Genomic DNA, 19,499 nt, shown 5'->3' with positions numbered 1-19,499 from the left:
ACCCCGTTGCTCCCATTTCATCACAGATAGACTGCTGTGTCATGCGTGAAATTCAGGTGATCCGGTCGGCCAAAAGAAAAAGAACCGTCCAGGCCCGCATCGTCGACGGGCGTATTGAGGTCCGGATTCCGGCGCGGATGTCCGGGCCGGAGGAGGAGCGCACCATCGCCGAAATTGTGGCCAAGCTGGACCGGCGCACCTCATCCGCGGTGCGTTCCGATGCGGATCTGATGCGGCGCGCCAGACAGCTCAATGAGTCCGTCCTCGAGGGCAGGGCGAGGGTGCGGAGCATTCGCTGGGTGGGAAACCAGAACAAGCGCTGGGGTTCATGTACCGTCTCAACAGCCGAGATCAGGATCTCCGACCGACTGAAGCTGGTTCCGGACTATGTCCTCGATTCCGTGCTGGTCCATGAGTTGACCCACACCTTCATCCCGGGGCACGGACCGGAGTTCCACCGGTGGGCCGACCGGGTGCCCCAGGCCGAGAGAGCCAGAGGCTATCTGGAGGCCTACCAGAGATGGGGCTGAAGGGGCCTACAGCTTCTCTGAGCCATCGCCCTCATCGCCCTCATCGCCGTCATTGTCGTCCCCGTCGGAGGTGCCCCCGGTACCGGTGGCCTTCCTGTCGGCCTCCTCGGCGAGGAGCTTCTCCAGGGCGGTGATCTCGGCGATGGGGTCGAATCCTTCCGGATCATCCTCCCCGAGGAGACCGTCGATGAACTCCGCTGAGTTCTCCAGGTCCTCGGCCACCGGAAGGAAATCGGGATGATCCCAGATCGCGTCGCGGCGCCTGGTACCCACCGCGACCTCGACCCGGCGCCACAGCTCGGTGGCCTCGGCGACCCTGGGGGCGGAGAATTCGATGCCCACCACCTTGGCGAAGGCCTGCTCCGCGGATCCACCGGTGGCACGGCGCCGGCGCCAGGCCTCATTCATGGTGGCGGTGGAGGGGATACGATCCCCCATAGCCTCGGTGACCACCAGATCCACCCAGCCCTCAACGAGCGCGAGCAGGGTCTCCAGACGCGCCACGGCGGTGGCGTTGCGTGAACTGATGCGGGGGGACAGATCCATGCCCTGCAGTTGATTCATCATGTCCTGCAGCTGCGAGGGATCCGGATTGTCCATCTGCAGGCCGTTGACGGCGTCCTGAATATGGGAGGTATCGATCTCCAGGCCGGCCGCATACTCCTCGACGGAGGAGACCAGCCGTTCACTCAGCCACGGAACGTGCTTGAACAACCGCTGCCGGGCGGATTCCCTGGCGCTGAGGTAGACGAGGATCTCCTGGGCGGGCACATCGAGGTCGCTGGCCGCGGAGGCGAGATTGGTCGGCAGGATCGCGGTGACGTCACCGGGGGCGACGGGAAGACCGAAATCGCATCCGGTCAGTGTCTGTTTGGCGAGATCGCCCAGGGCGTTGCCCAGCTGCATGCCGAAGTTCATCGAGGACATCTGGTTCATCATCTGTGACATCGGCCCGATCATCTCGCGGGCTTCCTCGGGCAGATTGTCCAACTGGGCCTGGCTCATGTGTTCAGCCACCGGTGAGACCAGACGCTTCCACATGGGAAGGGTCTTCTCCAGCCAGTCCTCGGCGCTCCACGCCTCGGCGCGGGTGCCGGAGGAGGGCAGTTCGGTGGCGTCATCCAGCCAGAGTTCGGCCAGACGGACCGACTCCGTCACCGCATCGCGATCGGCCTGCCTGATGGGTTCGACCCGGCCGATCTGCTGACGTGCTATCCGCGCGGCCAGTTCATAATTCACCGCGCCAGCGCCGGCGGGCGAATTCATCGAGTCGCCCATGCCGGAGAGCATCTGGCCGAACTGATTGAGAATATCTCCGATTCCGCCGGCGCCGGCGCCACCGAAGAATCCGAAGGGATCGTTATTGTTGCGATTCCTGTCTTTATCATCGTCGTCGTCGTTGTTCGGGAATGAGAAACCGAAGCCATTGGAGTTCATGTCCCCTAATCTACAAGGGGCGCAAGCCCCGACGCCATCATCCGGACAACGCTGATAGCGAACAGAGGTTGTAGGGTTGATACCCGTGAACCGCAGACTCAAAACCCTCACCTGGGGCGCCATCCCGCTCGTTGCACTGGCGGGTCTGGTCAGCATTGACCGGATCCCGGGAACGGACGTCGATCTCACCGTGCCCTTCGCGGCTGAGGGGCCGGGCCCGACCTTCAACACCCTCGGGGAGGTCGATGGCACCCCGGTTGTGGAGGTCGAAGGTGCGGAAACCCATGATGTGCAGGGTAACCTCAACATGACCACAGTCTCGGTGCGGACCAACATGACGCTGTCGCAGGCGATCTCACGGTGGCTGTTCACCGGGGACACCATGGTGCCGATCGAGCAGATCTTTCCCCCCGGACAGAGCGTGGAGGACGTCCAGCAGTCCAATGAGCTTGCTTTCTCCTCCTCTGAGGCATCGGCGACGATCGCGGCGATGAACTACCTCGGTCTGCCCGTGGAGGTGGAGGTGCTCGGCATCGTCGAGGGGTCGGCCGCAACGGGCCACCTCGAGGAGGGTGATCGGATCGAGGCCGTGGACGGTACCGTGGTAAAGACCCCGGGTGCCATCCAGGAACGAATTCGGGCGAAGGCACCTGGCGACGAGGTGAGCGTGGACTATCTGCGCAACGGTCAGCCCGGAAGCACGCGCATCGTTCTCGGTGCGCACCCGGATGATAAGAACCTCGCACTGCTCGGCGTGACCATGACCTCGGTGGGTAGCAGCGGCGTGGAAGTCAACTACAACCTCGAGGATGTGGGAGGTCCGAGTGCGGGTCTGATGTTCTCTCTTGCGGTGGTGGACAAACTCACCGCCGATCAGATCAACGGTGGACGGTTCGTCGCTGGCACCGGGACGATCGCGGAGGACGGCACGGTCGGACCGATCGGCGGCATCGCTCACAAGGTCCGTGCCGCGGAGGACGCGGGGGCCGAGGTCTTCCTCGCCCCGGCGGACAACTGCGCCGAAGCCGTGGGATCGAACCCGGATCTGACGGTCCTGAAGGTGAACACGCTTTCCGATGCAATCTCCGGCATGGCTGCCTATAACAACGGCGGGGAGTACCAGACCTGTGGCTAGGACGTGTCTGATGAGTATTCCAACCGGGCGACCATTACCCTGCACATCAGCCCGAAAGGGAACGCCACACGGAGTATGCCACAGCGGGTAGCCAGACCCCACCAAAGCCAAAACCCACAGATTCGACGTGCCACGACATCACGGCCCTTTTTGGGACTAGACATCTAGCACTGGCGGGCGCCGTCCCTTCGATCCTTTTCGCCTCCGATTGCGGATCCGATCCGCAGACCCGGGGGATCGTCGTTTTCATCCTCTGTTTCCTGCACCATGGAAGGACCTCCCGCGGGGAATGGGCATTGTCACCGCGCAATTGATCAGGACCCGTGCGCGGTGGCCCCTTTAACCGCACCAACTGACGTTCCTCCGCCAGTGGCACACCCCTCCCATCGACAAGCAGGGTCTTCGTGGTCAACGCACCCGTGGATCTGTCGGGTACATGATCGGGGCGTTCACCGTATCGATTTGTGGTACATCGATGCTGCTCCCGGTGTGGCAGGTGATACTTGTTGCGTGCCGGCCGGGGTGGGATGGCTGAAGATGGCGTGCCCGGTCATCCGGTTGTGCCGGTAGTAGACGGCTTTTCGGGATCCGGGATCCACAGGAACCTCCAGGCCACGGGAGTCCGCATCGAAGCCCGTAGATGTTGGCCTCGGTGATCGACCGTGGATGAGAGAAGAGCCGGCCCTAGTTCTGTTCCGCCGTCGTTTCGGAGGTGGTCTCCGTGCTCCTGCGCTCCGCGAGGCCGAGCTCGTAGATCCGCTTCTCGGGATCGATCTTGTCGGAGGAGACCATCTGCTGGAGGACCAGACCGTTGTCGTTGTCGACCACGGTGATGATCGACATCGTTCCCATGGTTGTCCATCCGACGATCTTCTTCCCGGTGTCCTCGACCACGCGTGAACTGCGCAGCTCGGTCAGCAGCTGGGTGGTGGAGGCGGCCTTGGACTGGCTTTCGAAGAACTGGAACTGTCCGACCCCGGGGCCGGTACAGGCCGAGGAATTCTCCACACCGTTCGGGTCGCAGGTATCAAACTGCTCGAAGAGTGAGCGCGGCGCCAGCGTCTTGAAGGTCTCGTAGACTCTGGCCACATTCCGGTCCATCCCGCCGGAACCGGAGGTGCTTGTCGACGCCCCCGCCGAAGCACCCGGTGTGGCGGTGGGGGAGGTTGTCGTGGGTGTGGTGGACGTGGTCGAGGTCGGTGCCGTGGAGGTCTCCGAGGAGGTCGTCGGTTCGGGCGCCGGTTCCTCCTCCTGTGAGCAGGAGGCCAGCAGGGGGACAAGCGTCAGCACGCCGATGCTCAGGCGGATATGTGCGCGCAGGGTTGACGCCACGTCGTGTTCTCCTTGCCAACTACTTCAGGGGTACCTTTGACCATCCTAGCGCTAAAGATCCTCCGGTTCGGCCTCGAGCGTGTAGCGCAGTGCCGCGATGACTCCCGGGGCCACACCCGGACCTCCGCGGAGTTCGATCTCATCCTCGGCGAAGGGACCCCGCCGCGCCATCTCCTCCTCGGTGGGGCGGAGCTGGAGCAGGGTCAGTTCCGCATCGCCACGCAGCACACCCGAGAACAGTCGGGCCGGCCTCGCCGGCGCATCGGGCTCCGCGGAGTCATTGAACACGATCTCCTGCGCGAGTATCGCCCCGACCACCTCGGCCGGCCATTCCAGTCGGGAGATGTAGTCACCTAGGGCCTCCGAACCGGCCTCCAGGTTGGAGGGCAGGTTGTCCTGGACCACCAGTGTCAGCGGTGACCCTGCGTCGGTGCCGTAAGGGCCATCCAGGGCGTCGACAAGCAGTTCGGTGGGGACGAGCGCGAAAAGGGTCGGCCCGCGGTCCCATCCCTCGGCGTGAATGAAATCAACGGCCTCCAGCATGGCCTTATTCAATGATTGGGGACTCAGCTCAGCATCGCTCATGTTTTCTTCCTTGATCTGGAATCTCGTTGGTCTTTGAGAGTAATTAACCTTAGAGTAGGTGGAAACGAAACGCTCATAACATATAAGGATGTTGTCTTGGCGACTGGCCTCACACCCCCACCACAACCCATCAAGCGACCTCCGAAGGCGGTGACCTGGACGATCGGCATCATCGCACTGATCGTTTTGATCGCCCCGATGACGGTCGGTTTCTACACCGATTGGCTGTGGTTCGGCGAAGTCGACTACCGCGGCGTGTTCAACAAGGTGATCATCACCCGGGTGGTGCTCTTCCTGATCTTTGGCGTGGTAGCAGCGCTGATAACGTGGCTTGCCGGCTACTTCGCCATCAAACTGCGCCCGAGTGAGATGGCGGCCTTCGACGCTGAATCCCCGGTCCACCAGTACCGTCAGATGATTGAGAACAGCCTGCGCAGGGTTGTTGTCATCGTCCCCATCTTCGTCGGCATCATCGCGGGCCTGATCGGCCAGCGTTCATGGCGGACCGTCCAGCTGTGGATGAACCGGCAGTCCTTCGGCGTCGAGGACCAGCAGTTCGGCCATGACTACGGATTCTATGCCTTCGATCTGCCGGTGCTGCGTCTGATCACCGACTCCCTGTCGATGCTTCTGATCGTCGCGTTCCTGATCGCCCTGGTCGGCCACTACCTCCTCGGTGGGATTCGCGCAGGCAACCAGGTCGCGGGCCAGAAGGCCTACATTTCCCGGGGTGCCCGTGCACAGCTGGCGGTGACCGCGGGAATCTGGATGATCCTTCGCGTCATCTCCTACTGGCTTGATCGCTATGATCTGCTGACGAAGTCGAATGACACCTTCACCGGTGCCGGATACACCGACATCAATGCCCAGCTGCCCGCGAAGATCATCCTGATGGTGATCTCCGTGATCGTCGCGGCGGCCTTCTTCTCCGCCATCTTCCTCAAGGACCTGCGCATCCCCGGTCTGGCCGTGGTGCTGCTGGTGCTCAGCTCCATCGTGGTCGGTACCGCCTGGCCGATCATGCTCGAGCGTTTCTCGGTTCAGCCGAACCGTGCGGAGAAGGAATCGGAGTACATCTCCCGCAATATCGAATCCACGAGGTTCGCCTACGGCATCACCGATGACCAGGTGACCTATGAGGAGAACTGGGGTGGGTCGGGAGCCACCGCCGCGAGCGTGGCGGCCGATGTGGCCACCATCTCCAATATCCGCCTGCTCGATCCGCAGATCCTTTCACCGACCTTCACCCAGCAGCAGCAGCTGCGCAATTTCTACGGTTTCCCCGATCAGCTGGCCATGGATCGTTATGAGGTTGACGGGGAGCTGCGCGATTTCGTGGTCGCGGCCCGTGAGCTCGACCCCAATTCCCTCCAGCAGAACCAGCAGGACTGGATCAACCGCCACACCGTGTACACCCACGGAAACGGCTTCATCGCCGCGCAGGCCAACCAGGTTGATGAGGTGGCGAGGGATGTCGGATCCACCCGTGGCGGCTACCCCGTGTACACGGTCTCGGATCTCCAGTCGAATGCCCGCGCCGCCGAGAGTGAGGATGCCGAGCAGCTCGGAATCAAGGTTGATGAACCCCGCGTCTACTACGGCCCGTTGATCGCCAGCGCCAACGACGGGGCGGACTACGCCATCGTCGGTCGCACCGGCGACGGCGACGTCGGCGTGGAGTATGACACCGACACCACCAGCTACACCTACTCGGGAGAGGGCGGAGTGGGAATCGGAAATGTGGTCAACCGCGCGGCCTTCGCCCTGCGCTACCAGGAGATGAACCTGATTCTGTCCGACCGCGTCGGGGAGGAGTCAAAGATTCTCTTCGAACGTGACCCCCGGACCCGTGTGGAGAAGGTCGCCCCCTGGCTGACCACCGACTCCAAGACATACCCGACGGTCATCGACGGCCGCATCAAGTGGATCGTCGACGGTTACACCACCCTCGACAGCCTTCCCTACGCCACCCGCAGCTCACTGAGCGAGGCAACCACCGATGCCGTGATGACCGATGGGATGCAGCCGCCGATCACCGACCGCGTGGGTTACATCCGCAACTCCGTCAAGGCCGTCGTGGATGCCTATGATGGAACGGTTGAGCTCTACGAGTTCGATACCGAGGATCCGGTGCTCAAGGCCTGGGAGGGTGTGTTCCCCGACACCGTCAAACCGGCTTCCGAGATCTCCGAGGAACTGCGCAACCACATGCGCTACCCGGAGGATCTGTTCAAGATCCAGCGGGACATGCTGGCCAAGTACCACGTCGACGATGCCGGTACCTTCTTCACCAACGACGCCTTCTGGTCCATTCCGGGTGATCCGACGGCGGCTGAGGGGCGCCAGGAGCTGAAGCAGCCCCCGTACTACGTCGTCGCGGCTGATCCGGAGACGGGTGAGTCCAGCTTCCAGCTGATCACCCCCTTCCGTGGACTCCAGCGCGAATACCTTGCCGCGCACATGGCGGTGTCCTCTGATCCGGACACCTATGGCCGGATCACCGTCAGGGTTCTTCCCACGGGTGCGGTGACCCAGGGACCGAAACAGGCCCAGGACGCCATGATGTCCTCCGATCAGGTGGCCCAGGACCAGACCCTGTGGCGTGGGTCGAATGATCTGCACAACGGCAACCTCCTGACCCTGCCGGTCGGTGGTGGCGAGATCCTGTATGTGGAGCCGATCTACTCCCAGCGCAAGGACCAGGCGTCGGCATTCCCCAAGCTGCTGCGCATGCTGGTGTTCTACAAGGGCCAGGTCGGCTACGCCCCGACGATCGCCGAGGCGCTGTCCCAGGTTGGAATCGATCCGGCCGCGGCCCAGGACATCAATGAGGTTGACGGCACTCCCACCAGCCCGGAGACCCCTGGTACCGAGGCTCCTCCGGCCGGTCAGGCTCCGGCCACACCGGCAGCCGGCGACGTGGCAGCCATAAACGAGGCTCTGAAGAACCTCGAGGCCGCGCGCGGCGGGTCCTTCGAGGAGTACGGACGGGCACTTGATGCTCTGGACCGTGCCGTCGCCGCCTACCAGGCGGGCCAGTAGGAGATCTGAACCCATAGAAAAACCGCACCTGTACCGCAGGTGCGGTTTTTCTATGGGGCGGTGGCCTCGACGATGCGGCGGAGCGCCCGCTCAAGAGTGGCATCGTCGTGGCCGCCGAAGCCGAAGACGATTCCGTTCTCCGCCTTCCCGCCGCCCCAGTAGCTGGAGAGTCCGGTTACACCAACGCCCCGATCGGCGCAGTTGCGCACCACCTCGGATTCCGGGAGGTTGCAGATCAGCACGGCGTGGAGTCCACCATTGATGGGACGCAGCTCGGCGTTCCCTGTGGTGGAGAAGGTACGGGTGACAAGCTCGCGCCGTCGCCGGTAGAGGCGTCGCATACGCTGGGTACGGCGGCGGAGGGCACCGCTGGCCAGGTAGTGTGCGAGTGCCTCCTGCGTGATCGCCCCCACCGGCTGGCCGATGATCCCACGTAGGTTACCCAGCTCCGGGATGAGTTCCTCCGGAGCAACAAGATAGCCACAGGCTATCTGTGGGGAGATCACCGAGGAGAAGGTACCGAGCAGCACGGCCCGCTCCGGGGCCATTGCCGTGAGTGCGGGCAGCGGCATGCCGAGATAACGCAGCTCGGAATCGAAATCGTCCTCGATGAGCAGGGTCGAGTTATCGGCGGCCCAGGTGGTCAGCCGTGTGCGGCGGGATGCGGGCAGCGAGCCGCCGTAGGGGTACTGGTGACTGGGGGTCAGCAGCACCGCGTCGAGGGGGGCGCCGAGTCTATCGACGTCCAGTCCATCGGCGTCGGTGTTCAGGTTGACGGTCCGGTGCCCCAGAACCTGCGGGACGCGCCTGAGGCTGGGGTAGCCGGGGGACTCGACGCCGATGTCGAGGTTGTCGCCGAGGGCCCGGAGTAGCAGGGTCAGGCCTTCGCGGGCACCTGCGGTGACCACGATGCGCGAGGGATCGGCGACAAGTCCGCGCATGTGGCGCAGGTGCTCTGAGATCTCAACGCGCAGCGCAGGCAGACCGAGTGGAGGTTGGGGGCGGGGCGGGGTGGAACAGGCCCTGCGCCACGCTGCGCGCCATGCGGAGTCCGCCAGGGTCGTCGTATCCGGAATGCCGGGGTCGAGGTTTATCAGATCCTGTTGGACGGGAGCCTGCGGAGTCCGCTTTTCAGTGCCGTAACCGGCGGAATCCGGTTTGAGCAGATTCAGACCCGGGTTGATGAGTGTGCCGGAGCCATGGGCGGAGGTGAGGTATCCTTCTGCGCCGAGCTGCTCATAGGCGGTGACCACGGTACCCCTGGACACCCCGAGTCTGGCGGCGAGCATCCGTGTGCTGGGCAGGTGATCGCCCGGTGCGATGACACGCCGGGTGAGCAGTTCGCGGATTTGTGCCGCGAGCTGCACCGGGATGGAGAGTTTCGAGTGCGGGTCAATGTCGAGCGGGAGATCTGCCACAAGGTCCGGACGCATGGGTTCATGCTCCCCGAAAAAGTGGTATACCGCAACATGCTCAATTTGGATCTGTTCATGTACCACCTTTATGGGTTTTGATGAATCCTATGACTGAAACAGAGCAGCAGACTACCGCGACAACCCGCGTGAAGAGAGGATTGGCCGACATGCTCAAGGGGGGTGTGATCATGGATGTGGTCACACCCGAGCAGGCGAGGATCGCTGAGGATGCCGGTGCCTCCGCCGTGATGGCACTCGAGCGGGTTCCGGCGGACATCCGCTCACAGGGCGGGGTGGCGCGGATGAGTGACCCGGACCTGATCCAGGGGATTGTCGATGCCGTGTCCATCCCCGTGATGGCCAAGGCCCGGATCGGACATTTTGTCGAGGCCCAGATCCTTGAATCCCTCGGCGTCGACTTCATCGACGAGTCCGAGGTCCTCAGCCCCGCCGACTATGTCAACCACATCAATAAGTGGAACTTCGAGGTGCCCTTCGTCTGTGGTGCGACGAACCTCGGCGAGGCACTGCGCCGTATCACCGAGGGTGCCGCGATGATCCGTTCCAAGGGAGAGGCCGGAACCGGCGATGTGTCCGAGGCCGTCAAGCACCTGCGCACGATCCGTGGTGATATCAACCGACTGCGCAGCCTTGATGCGGATGAACTCTTCGTCGCCGCGAAGGAGTTCCAGGCCCCCTACGATCTGGTTCGCGAGGTTGCGGAAAGCGGTGCGCTGCCGGTGGTGACCTTCGTCGCCGGAGGTGTGGCCACGCCCGCCGATGCCGCCCTGGTGATGCAGATGGGTGCCGAGGGAGTGTTCGTCGGCTCCGGCATCTTCAAATCCGGTAACCCCGCGGCGCGGGCCGCCGCAATTGTTAAGGCCACGACGCTTTTCGACGACCCCCACGCGCTCGCCGAGGTCTCACGTGGCCTCGGCGAGGCAATGGTGGGCATCAATGTCACCGATGTTGCCGCCCCGCACCGCCTCGCAGAGCGTGGCTGGTGATTATCGGGGTTCTCGCGCTGCAGGGAGGGTACTCCGAACATATGCAGTTGCTTGCCGGACTCGGTGCCGATACACGCAGGGTGCGGGTGCCCGCTGACCTTGAGGGAATCGACGGAGTCGTTCTTCCCGGAGGCGAGTCCACTGTGATGGACAAACTCGCCCGATCCCTGGGGCTGGCGGAACCACTGGCCACGGCGATTGTCGGGGGACTGCCGGTTCTGGCGACCTGCGCCGGACTCATCTACCTCGCCCGCGGGGTTGAAAATCCTGCTATGGGGCAGCAGACCCTCGGTGTGCTGGACATTCGTGTCAGGCGCAACGCCTTCGGCAGTCAGCGTAATTCTTTTGATACGAGCGTGAAGATCATGGACCCTAGCCTGGAACTGGCCGAGGTGGAAGCATCCTTCATCCGCGCACCCGTGGTGACGGAGGTGGGGGAGCATGCGAGCGCCTTTGCCACGCTGTCCGACGGTAGCATCGTCGGAGTCAGGCAGGACTCAATCCTTGCACTGTCCTTCCACCCCGAGGTGACCGCCGACAGCAGCCTTCATCGGCGATGGCTGGAGATGATCGAGCAGCAGGTGGCATAGCGCCGCTGCCTGGGGATTTGTCGAAACTTCTGGAACTATGTATAGTATGAACACGTTGCCAGGCAGCATGGAAGAGATTCTAGGAGCTGGGCAATGTGAGGTGATGTTAGTATCGCCGCGTCGCGGGGTGGAGCAGCTCGGTAGCTCGCTGGGCTCATAACCCAGAGGTCGTAGGTTCGAATCCTGCCCCCGCTACTAAATTCCCGGAATCCCCCTCAACTTCGGTTGAGGGGGATTCCGGCGTTTGTGATGCCGTGATCCGGCGGGGGAGAAGATCGGTGATCGGAACTGCGAGGAATTCGGCTGCGGCGAAGAGTTCTTCCATCTTCCAACTTGTCTGACCGTGAATTTTTTTGCTTATCCCTTGAGGCGAGAGCCCCAATGCTTCGGCCAGTGACATCCGGGTTTGTCCTTGTACGAAGAGAAGTCGATTGACCTTCGCGCCGATAGCTTCGTCTGCGGAATAGAACCTCCGCTGTTGTTTCAATTTGACCATGTTTCGAACTTTCAGCAAATAGACCACCTTTCGCAACGTGCTGTTGCGAACTAAGGCGACGGACGGGCATCTTCCAATGTATGAATGCAACGAAAGTGGAACATCTACATAAAAGTGAATGGTTGTCACCGAGGGAAGTCGCAACCGCCCCGCCTGGAACATCAACGCGATCAATCCAGAATTGGTGCAGGAAGGGGCAGATTTCGGGTGCGCTTCGCTTGCCGAATGGGCGTTGGAAGATTCCCGCTCCCGTACTCGACGGACTCATCCGGAGCGCAGCCCAATGCGAGTGGAAAAGAAGACGGCCACTTGCGCGGGAACACAAGTGACCGAAAACCTCTTTGAAAGCGGCTGGCATGCTGCTGTCGGTCATAGTAACCACGGTCGAATTTCTAGCGCAGCGTCTCGTTGAGGTCTACATGGGATTCGCTGAGGTATCGTTCGTCTTCGACAAGGTTGGATGTCAGGCCCCTCCCCGCATCAGTCCCGTGTACTCTCCCAGGCAGGTGGGATGTATGCGCACGTTGGATCGGAGGCCCGAATATCCCCGGTCAGGGCATACGCCGTTGAGCGAGAACCACCGCACAATGAGTGGAATTCGCATACTGCGCATTTGCCGAGCCAACTATCCGGATCTCGAAGCTGGCGGAACACGGGAGAATCGCGATAGATGTCGGCGAAAGAACGCTCTTTAACGCTCCCGCAGTTCCGAGGCAGAAATCCACTGGGATAGACATCACCGATGTGATCGATGAAGGCGAAACCCGATCCGGAGTTCACGGCCATTGGTGGCCGTGGGCGGCGCGGTACCTCGGGGTACGCTCCCAGGAGCCGGGTGGTTTCCACCGTCAGCCACCGGTAGAGAGAGCCGCCGACAAAAGCGGGAATCCTTCCCTGTCTCACCTGCTCATTCTGCAGCACAACACGGCGGTACTGGGGTGCCTCCGTGGTTTTGATGGCTATACGATCCGAGACATCCGCAAGCCAGTGCAGGACATCCTCGCGTTCGTTCGGATCCAGGCAGTTCAACTGCGCACCCCGTCCCGTGGGGACGAGGAAGAAGACGTACCACATCCGTGCTCCCATCTCCATGACCTGTTTCAGCAGCGCCGGTGCTTCCCGAATGGTGTCGCGGGTGAGCGTTGAGTTGATCTGGAGCCGGTAGCCGATTTCGGCGATGACCGGTGCCATGGACACGGTGGCATCGAAGGTTCCGGGAAAGCCGCGGAAAGCATCATGGGTCTCGGCGGTCGCGCCATCCAGTGACATCGACATGGCCCTGGCGCCCGCCTCGTGCAGAGCCTCCAGTCGTGGCCGGGTGAGCTTCGGGGTGACCGAAGGAGAAAGGGACACAGACAGCCCACGTCGCGTCCCATGACGCACCAGGTCCTCCAGATCATCTCTTTCAAAAGGATCGCCACCGGTGAGGACCACCAGTGGGTGCGGTGCGGGGTAGTCGGCCAGGGCGTCGAGAAGCAGGAAGCCCTGTTCCGTGGTGAGCTGGCGGGGGTGGGCGGAGTGCTGGGCGTCGGCGCGGCAGTGCCTGCATACGAGCGCGCAGGCCCGTGTGACTTCCCAGATGACGATGAAAGGTTTGGTCGAGATGTCATGGCGAACGGTACGGACCACCGGCGCATGTGGCATGGTTTCTCCTGAGCTCTGAAAGGTGTTCCCTTCAACGCTAATGCCGAAGCGGGCGAGTATCCATCGAAAGTATGATGCTGTGAGATGTATCAAGTGGTCCTGGGTGTGCTGTTTTCATCGGAGGGTGGTCCATCGCGCGCCGCGTGCCTGGTGAGAAGACCTACCGAGGCGGCCAGGAACAAAGGAGCCAATTCCTCGGAGGTCCGGCGCCCATGCAACGGCGTCGCATCGTCACGGCCACCTACACCTAGAGTGGGGTCGTACACCGCCTGAACAATGTTGGGAGTCACCTTCTCCATGTCGGATTCACGCAAGGGTTTCATCACCGTCACCGAGGCTGCGGACCACAATCTGCGGTCAGTCGATGTGGAGATACCGCGCGACAAGCTGATCGTGTTCACCGGGGTCAGCGGATCGGGGAAGTCCACACTGGCTTTCGGCACGATCTACGCCGAGGCGCAGCGCCGATACCTGGAATCTGTCGCACCCTATGCCCGACGTCTGATTCAGCAGGTGGGCGCGCCACATGTTGGCGATATCACCGGATTGCCGATGGCATTGGCGCTCCAGCAACGGAGGGGAGTGCCATCGGAGCGCACCACCGTGGGCACGATGACCAGGATCGGCAATTCTTTGCGCATGCTCTATTCCCGCGCCGGGAGCTATCCGCAGGGAACGACCAGTCGACTGGATTCCGATGCCTTCTCACCGAACACCGTGGCCGGGGTCTGTCCCGTGTGCCAGGGAAGCGGAGTAATCACCGAGGTCACCGAGGACACCCTCGTTCACAACCCGGCGCTCAGTATCCGGGACGGCGCGGTTGCTGCGTGGCCCGGAGCCTGGCAGGGGCAGAACTACAGGGACATTCTGAAGGAGATGGGCGTTGACCTCGATCGTCCCTGGCGCGAGCTTCCGGCGGAGACACGCAGGTGGATCCTCTTTACGGATGAACAGCCCACGGTCACGGTGCACCCCGGGAACCGCAGTACCACCTACAGGGGAACCTTCGCCAGCGCCCGGCGATATATCCTGCACACGCTCGACTCATCGAACTCGGAAAGAAACCGCGGACGCGCCAGGAGTTTCACCACAGAGGAACCCTGCGTCACCTGCCGGGGGACGGGAATCAATCCGGAGGCGCTGAAAGTGACCTTCGCCGGACAGAGCATCGATCAGATGCAGCAGCTCCCCATCTCGGATGTTGATGAGATCCTTCGTCCGACCGCGGAGCTGAGGAATCCGGTGGCGGCCGTCGTCTCACCTGACTCGGGCGAGACGACGGAGGTGGCCGTCGCCCTTGCCAGGGACCTCCGGAAGCGCATAGCCACCGTGAGGGATCTGGGACTGGACTATCTGGCCATCAACCGGAGTGCACCCTCACTGTCATCCGGGGAGTTGCAGAGGTTGAGGCTCGCCGCTCAACTGAGATCCGGCCTCTTTGGTGTCCTCTACGTCCTGGACGAGCCCTCCAGCGGACTGCATCCCAGCGACACCGACCGTGTTATCGGGGCACTGAATGAACTGCGAGAGCAGGGAAACACCGTGCTGATCGTGGAACACAATATGCGTGTGGCAGCCGGGGCGGACTGGATCGTCGACATCGGACCAGGCGCGGGTGAGGACGGCGGACGCGTCCTCTACTCGGGACCCGTGGAGGGGCTCGCGGATGTTGCCGCATCACATACGCGACCCTATCTGTTCCGGAGGGATGCCGTCGGTATTCCGCGCCACCGCAACCTCGGAACGTTCCTGCATCTGAAAGACATTCATATTCGGAACTTCAAGGGCGTCGATGTGGACATCCCACTCCATGCATTCACGGTGGTTTCCGGCGTCAGCGGCTCGGGAAAAACGACTCTCATTGATCGGGTCCTCGCACCCGATCTGCGGGAGATGTTCTCCGGACATACTCCCGCGGGACTGTCGGGTGCGGAGTCCGTGACCAGGATGGTCGAAGTTGATCAGAAGCCCATTGGGCGAACCCCCAGGTCCACGATCGCCACCTACACGGGACTGTTCGATCAGGTGCGTGCGCTTTTCGCGGGGACACCCGAGGCAGGTTCCCGTGGATGGAACTCCAGTAGATTTTCCTTCAATGTCCCCGGTGGGCGCTGCGAAACATGCCAGGGGCAGGGAACGGTTTCCGTCGAACTGCTCTTCCTGCCCGGTACAACGGCACCGTGTCCCACCTGCCACGGAGCCCGCTACAACGCAGAGACGCTCAAGGTCAGGTGGGAGGGCATGAGCATTGCCGATGTTCTCGCCCGCACCGTCGACTCGGCCAGGGATCTGTTCTCAGGCCAGCCGGGGATTTACAAAGCGCTGGAAGCCCTTTCGGACGTCGGTCTGGGCTACGCGCGCCTCGGGCAACCCGCCACCGAGCTTTCCGGGGGAGAGGCCCAGCGGGTTAAACTGGCTGCGGAGCTTCGGCGGTCGGCACGGGGGCACACCCTGTACCTGTTGGATGAGCCGACCACCGGGTTGCACCCGAGCGATGTGGACCTGTTGATCGAGCAGTTCCAGGCTCTAGTCGATGCCGGACACACCGTGGTGGTGATTGAGCATGATCTTGAGGTGCTGCGCTCCGCGGACCATGTCATCGACATCGGACCGGGTGGTGGCAGCCATGGCGGAAGGGTGGTGGCCACCGGCACGGCGGAGGAGATCGCAGCTAGTGCCGAATCGGTGACAGGGCGCTACCTCCGCTGAGCCGCGGACATTTCCTCGGCCAGTGCTCGGAAGGCGGCTGAGGGATTCCCGAAGCGGTGCAGGGTGATGGAGACGGCCTGCTCCTTGAGCCAAAAACGCAGCTCGACGCGCCCGGACGCGGTGACAGGGTCGTCGAGAAGCGCCACTTCGGGTCGTGCGGCAAGACGCTCGCGGGTTAATCGTGTCACTGAGCCGAGAACCCGGACCCTGATCCCGACCTGATCGTCGAAGTCCCCGGAGGCAAGTTTGGACACGAACGTGGAGTCATCGACAACCTGCGCCGATGCGAACCCGAGCAGTGAGGGGGCGACGGCAAGTACCGCAGCGACCTTCTCCGAGCAGCCGGGATCGCTGACGATCCTGAGGTCCGCACATGCACGACGGGCGGCGAAAAGGGCACGAACGACGTCGGCTGCGGCCGCGTCCGGGCTGACACGCAGCACCACCGACGCGGGCCGGTAGCGGAAGATATTGGCCTCGCTCCGCAGCGCGCTCCTGTCCTGCGTGGTACCGAATTCCTTGGACCACGCACGATCGTCGCTTCTGGCGGCCTCGGTGAGCCAGTCGGCGGCGTGGGCGTCGATAAGCTCCTGCCCGCGCAGGCGGTCGATGAGTGCATCCGCCATGGAATCCCCACTTCCCCGGCTCTCCCCGTCCACGCTGGTCGCGTCCTGCCAGGTACCCATGAGCATGGTGTAGTTGGGGCCACCGGCCTTCGAGCCGAGGCCCACCGAGGACTTCTTCCAGCCGCCGAATGACTGCCGCTGGACGATCGCGCCGGTGATCCCGCGGTTGACGTAGGCATTGCCCACCTGCACACCGTCGATCCAGGTCCGCACCTCCTCGGGATCAAGACTCTGGATACCGCCGGTCAATCCGAAGTCCGTGGCATTCTGGAGTTCCAGGGCGTGATCGAGATCCCTGGCATGCATCAATCCGAGCACCGGGCCGAAGACCTCGGTGAGGTGGAAGAATGAACCGGGTCTGACACCCTCCTTGATCCCAGGGGACCAGAGCAGTCCGGAATCATCGAGCTGCCTCGGCTCGAGCAACCACCTCTCACCCTCATCGAGCTGTGTCAGCGCCCGTCGGAGCTTGTCGCCGGGCAGCTCCGTCAGCGGACCCATAGTGGCACTGAGATTGCTCGGCCAGTCCACCACCATCGAGGATGCCGCATCGACGAGCTGACGCCGGAAGCGTTCGGAGGTGTAGACACTGTCGACGAGAATGCCGAGGGAAGCCGCCGAGCACTTCTGACCGGCGTGGCCGAAGGCGGAAATGATCAGATCCGCGACCGCGAGATCGCGGTCCGCGGCGGGCGTGATCACCATGGCGTTCTTTCCCGAGGTTTCCGCACTGATCTTCAGCTCCGGACGCCAGGAGGCGAACATGGAGGCGGTTTCGGATGCGCCGGTAAGGATCACCCGGTCAATTCTGGGATGGCTGACCAACGCACGGCCGGCCTCGCGGTCCGCCGGATAGACACCGTGGAGCACGTCCCGGGGGACGCCGGCCTCCCACAGGGCTTCAACGATTGCCATGGAGCAGTGCGGGCTGGGCTTCGAGGGTTTGTGGATGACCGCGGCCCCCGCCGCCAATGCCGCGAAGGTCGATCCGGCGGGGATGGCGATGGGGAAGTTCCAGGGAGGGGTGACCAGAACCACCCTGTCGGGGGTGAACACGGCATTGTCCACGTTCTCCAGCTCAATGGCCTGCCGCCCGTAGTACCTCGCGAAGTCGATTGCCTCGGAGATCTCCGGATCGGACTGTGCGATGGATTTGCCCACCTCCGCGGCCGCGATGGAGGCCAGGTGGCCGCGCCGGGAGACGAGGATATCGGCGGCGCGGAAAAGGATGCGCGCGCGATCCTCCGCGGGCGAAGCCGCCCACGTGGCCGCGGCACTGTGAGCGGTGCTGACCAATTCATCGACCTGTGAGTTCTCGATGATCCGTGGCCCGGCCTGCCGATCCAACCAGCCGGGCTCGGCGGAACGCTCCATCGCCCTGCGCGCCCACCTCTGATTTGCGGCCAGGGCGGGGTTGGTGTCCGGTTCATTGCGGAACTCCGGGAGCGCCGGATGGTCCACCGGCTCGGAGTTCCCCTCCTCTTCAGCCTCCCGATCCTGAAGATGGTTCGGTGCGGGGGCATCGTGGGCACCCCGGTTGAGTATCTCCGCCAGATCCCCGATGGAGGAACGGAACCGCTCCTCCTCCCTGCGGAAGATCTCATTGCCGGGTTTGAGATCGAAGATCCCGGACATGAAGTTCTCGCTGGCCGCGTTCTCCTCGAGACGACGGACCAGGTAGGAAATGGCCACATCGAATTCCTCCGGGCGAACGGCCGGAACATAGAGCAGGAGCCGACCCACATCCTCGCTCACGGCCGCGGCCTGTTCAGTGGCCATGCCCTGAAGCATCTCGAACTCGACGCGGTCGGTCACCTCGTTTCGCACGCTGAGCAGATGGGCGAATGCGATATCGAAGAGGTTGTGTCCGGCGACCCCGATGCGCAGACCCCTCATGTGCTTGCGCTGCAACGTCCAGTGCAGGACGAGCTTGTAGTTCGCATCCGTTGCCTGTTTGGATCCGCAGGTGGCCACCGGCCATCCGGCGATCTCCGCGTGGACCCGCTCCATGGCCAGATTTGCTCCCTTGACCAGGCGGACCTTGATTCCCGCGCCACCCTCCGCGACACGACTGTCGGCGAAGGCCGAGAGTTCCTGCATGGCGCCGAGGGCATCCGGTAGGTAGGCCTGAAGCACGATTCCGGCCTCCAGGTGCCTGGTTTCCGGAAGGGACAGGAGCCGACGGAAGACCTCGATGGTCAGCCGCAGGTCACGGTATTCCTCCATGTCGAGATTGATGAACGTGGAGCCGCGCGGTGCGGCAGCCGCTTCACGATAGAGCGGGGTGAGGCGTGTGACCACGCGGTCCACGGTTTCATCGAAGCCCCACATCGATATCAGGGAGGTGATCGAGGATATCTTGACCGATACGTAGTCCACATCCCGGCGGGCGAGGAGCCGACGGGTGTCCTCGAGATGGCGGTCCGCCTCGTCCTCTCCCAGAACAGCCTCACCGAGCAGATTGATATTGAGGCGGTTGCCCTCCCTGGTCAGCTCCTCAACGGCCCTGCTGAACTGTTTGTCTCGGGCATCGACGATCATGTGGCCGACCATGGATCGGATCCTGGTACGCGCAGCCGGGATGACAACGGATGGCAGATACCGTGCCACGGCCGCGCCCACACGGATCTGTGCCCGGTCGAGTGCGGGCAGCGTCCTCGGAGTGATGCCGCCGAGTTCGGTGAGGGCACGGGCGGCGGCCCTCTCATCCTCCGTTCGGACCACGCGGTCGACGAATCCAACCGTGAAGTCGAGTCCGTTAGGGTCGGAGAGGACAGCTGACAGACGCGCGGCCGATGCGTGGGGTGTGGCTCTTCCCTCGCTGGACACCAGCCACCGGCGAACCGTATCCACGGCGGCATCGGTGATGCTTTCCAGATCCTCGGGCAGGTGGGTGGTGCCGGACACGTGTGCAGTCATGATGCCTCTTCTCGATCGGTTCCGTTTCTTGA

General features: G+C 62.9%; 12 protein-coding genes and 1 tRNA gene. 7 read left to right on the top strand and 6 right to left on the bottom strand.

The genetic code is table 11. The features are described from left to right. The first annotated feature begins 41 nt into the window (after positions 1 to 41). The gene (locus B7E02_RS11225; protein ID WP_080796108.1) at positions 42 to 530 is read left to right on the top strand and encodes a M48 metallopeptidase family protein; all 489 of its coding nucleotides are present in this window, start codon (positions 42 to 44) and stop codon (positions 528 to 530) included. Positions 531 to 536: 6 nt separating this feature from the next. Here the strand turns inward: B7E02_RS11225 and B7E02_RS11220 are convergent, their stop codons facing one another. Beyond that, positions 537 to 1,967 carry a zinc-dependent metalloprotease gene (locus B7E02_RS11220; RefSeq protein ID WP_080796106.1) on the bottom strand — a complete coding sequence of 477 codons (1,431 nt, stop codon included), beginning with the start codon at positions 1,965 to 1,967 and terminating at the stop codon, positions 537 to 539. 85 nt (positions 1,968 to 2,052) lie between these two features. Between B7E02_RS11220 and B7E02_RS11215 the strand changes: the two genes are divergently transcribed. Further along, a complete protein-coding gene (locus B7E02_RS11215) occupies positions 2,053 to 3,102 on the top strand; it encodes a YlbL family protein (protein WP_080796104.1) in 1,050 nt (349 codons plus the stop codon). Positions 3,103 to 3,786: 684 nt separating this feature from the next. Here the strand turns inward: B7E02_RS11215 and B7E02_RS14685 are convergent. Both B7E02_RS14685 and B7E02_RS11205 read right to left on the bottom strand, forming a co-directional pair. Further along, positions 3,787 to 4,434: a hypothetical protein gene (locus tag B7E02_RS14685; protein ID WP_245802256.1), complete on the bottom strand. Its 648-nt coding sequence runs from the start codon at positions 4,432 to 4,434 to the stop codon at positions 3,787 to 3,789. Positions 4,435 to 4,485: 51 nt separating this feature from the next. Beyond that, entirely contained in the window at positions 4,486 to 5,019 is a 534-nt protein-coding gene (locus tag B7E02_RS11205) for a PPA1309 family protein (protein ID WP_080796102.1), read from the bottom strand. 96 nt (positions 5,020 to 5,115) lie between these two features. Here B7E02_RS11205 and B7E02_RS11200 point away from each other — a divergent pair, with 96 nt between their 5' ends. After that, positions 5,116 to 8,061 carry a UPF0182 family protein gene (locus B7E02_RS11200; protein WP_080796101.1) on the top strand — a complete coding sequence of 982 codons (2,946 nt, stop codon included), beginning with the start codon at positions 5,116 to 5,118 and terminating at the stop codon, positions 8,059 to 8,061. 50 nt (positions 8,062 to 8,111) lie between these two features. Here B7E02_RS11200 and pdxR read toward each other — a convergent pair whose 3' ends face one another. Then, positions 8,112 to 9,494 carry a MocR-like pyridoxine biosynthesis transcription factor PdxR gene (gene pdxR / locus B7E02_RS11195; RefSeq protein WP_080796100.1) on the bottom strand — a complete coding sequence of 461 codons (1,383 nt, stop codon included), beginning with the start codon at positions 9,492 to 9,494 and terminating at the stop codon, positions 8,112 to 8,114. A gap of 80 nt (positions 9,495 to 9,574) precedes the next feature. Here pdxR and pdxS point away from each other — a divergent pair, with 80 nt between their 5' ends. The 3 genes from pdxS (at position 9,575) to B7E02_RS11180 (ending at position 11,268) form a co-directional block, all read left to right on the top strand. Then, positions 9,575 to 10,483 carry a pyridoxal 5'-phosphate synthase lyase subunit PdxS gene (pdxS, locus tag B7E02_RS11190; protein ID WP_425429798.1) on the top strand — a complete coding sequence of 303 codons (909 nt, stop codon included), beginning with the start codon at positions 9,575 to 9,577 and terminating at the stop codon, positions 10,481 to 10,483. Then, positions 10,480 to 11,073 (top strand): pyridoxal 5'-phosphate synthase glutaminase subunit PdxT, encoded by a 594-nt coding sequence (gene pdxT / locus B7E02_RS11185; protein ID WP_080796097.1) that lies wholly within the window; start codon positions 10,480 to 10,482, stop codon positions 11,071 to 11,073. The genes pdxS and pdxT overlap by 4 nt, the downstream gene beginning before the upstream one ends. 121 nt (positions 11,074 to 11,194) lie before the next feature. Beyond that, a tRNA-Met gene (locus tag B7E02_RS11180) sits at positions 11,195 to 11,268 on the top strand. 781 nt (positions 11,269 to 12,049) lie between these two features. On the opposite strand, the gene B7E02_RS11175 is transcribed toward B7E02_RS11180, so the two are convergent. After that, complete coding sequence (locus tag B7E02_RS11175) at positions 12,050 to 13,213, bottom strand: TIGR04053 family radical SAM/SPASM domain-containing protein (RefSeq protein WP_080796095.1); 1,164 nt, start codon at positions 13,211 to 13,213, stop codon at positions 12,050 to 12,052. 276 nt (positions 13,214 to 13,489) lie between these two features. On the opposite strand from B7E02_RS11175, the gene B7E02_RS11170 reads away from it, so the two are divergent. Beyond that, the gene (locus tag B7E02_RS11170) at positions 13,490 to 15,922 is read left to right on the top strand and encodes an AAA family ATPase (protein WP_425429797.1); all 2,433 of its coding nucleotides are present in this window, start codon (positions 13,490 to 13,492) and stop codon (positions 15,920 to 15,922) included. Here B7E02_RS11170 and B7E02_RS11165 read toward each other — a convergent pair. Next, positions 15,910 to 19,467: a bifunctional proline dehydrogenase/L-glutamate gamma-semialdehyde dehydrogenase gene (locus B7E02_RS11165; protein WP_080796094.1), complete on the bottom strand. Its 3,558-nt coding sequence runs from the start codon at positions 19,465 to 19,467 to the stop codon at positions 15,910 to 15,912. The two genes, B7E02_RS11170 and B7E02_RS11165, sit on opposite strands and share 13 nt — an antisense overlap. Between the last annotated feature and the right edge of the window lie 32 nt (positions 19,468 to 19,499).

Origin of the sequence: Corynebacterium pacaense, assembly GCF_900169525.1 — a bacterium.
GTDB classification, from domain to species: Bacteria; Actinomycetota; Actinomycetes; order Mycobacteriales; family Mycobacteriaceae; genus Corynebacterium; species Corynebacterium pacaense.
The sequence above is the reverse complement of the archived record's forward strand: the minus strand, read 5'-3'. Positions and strand labels throughout refer to the sequence as shown.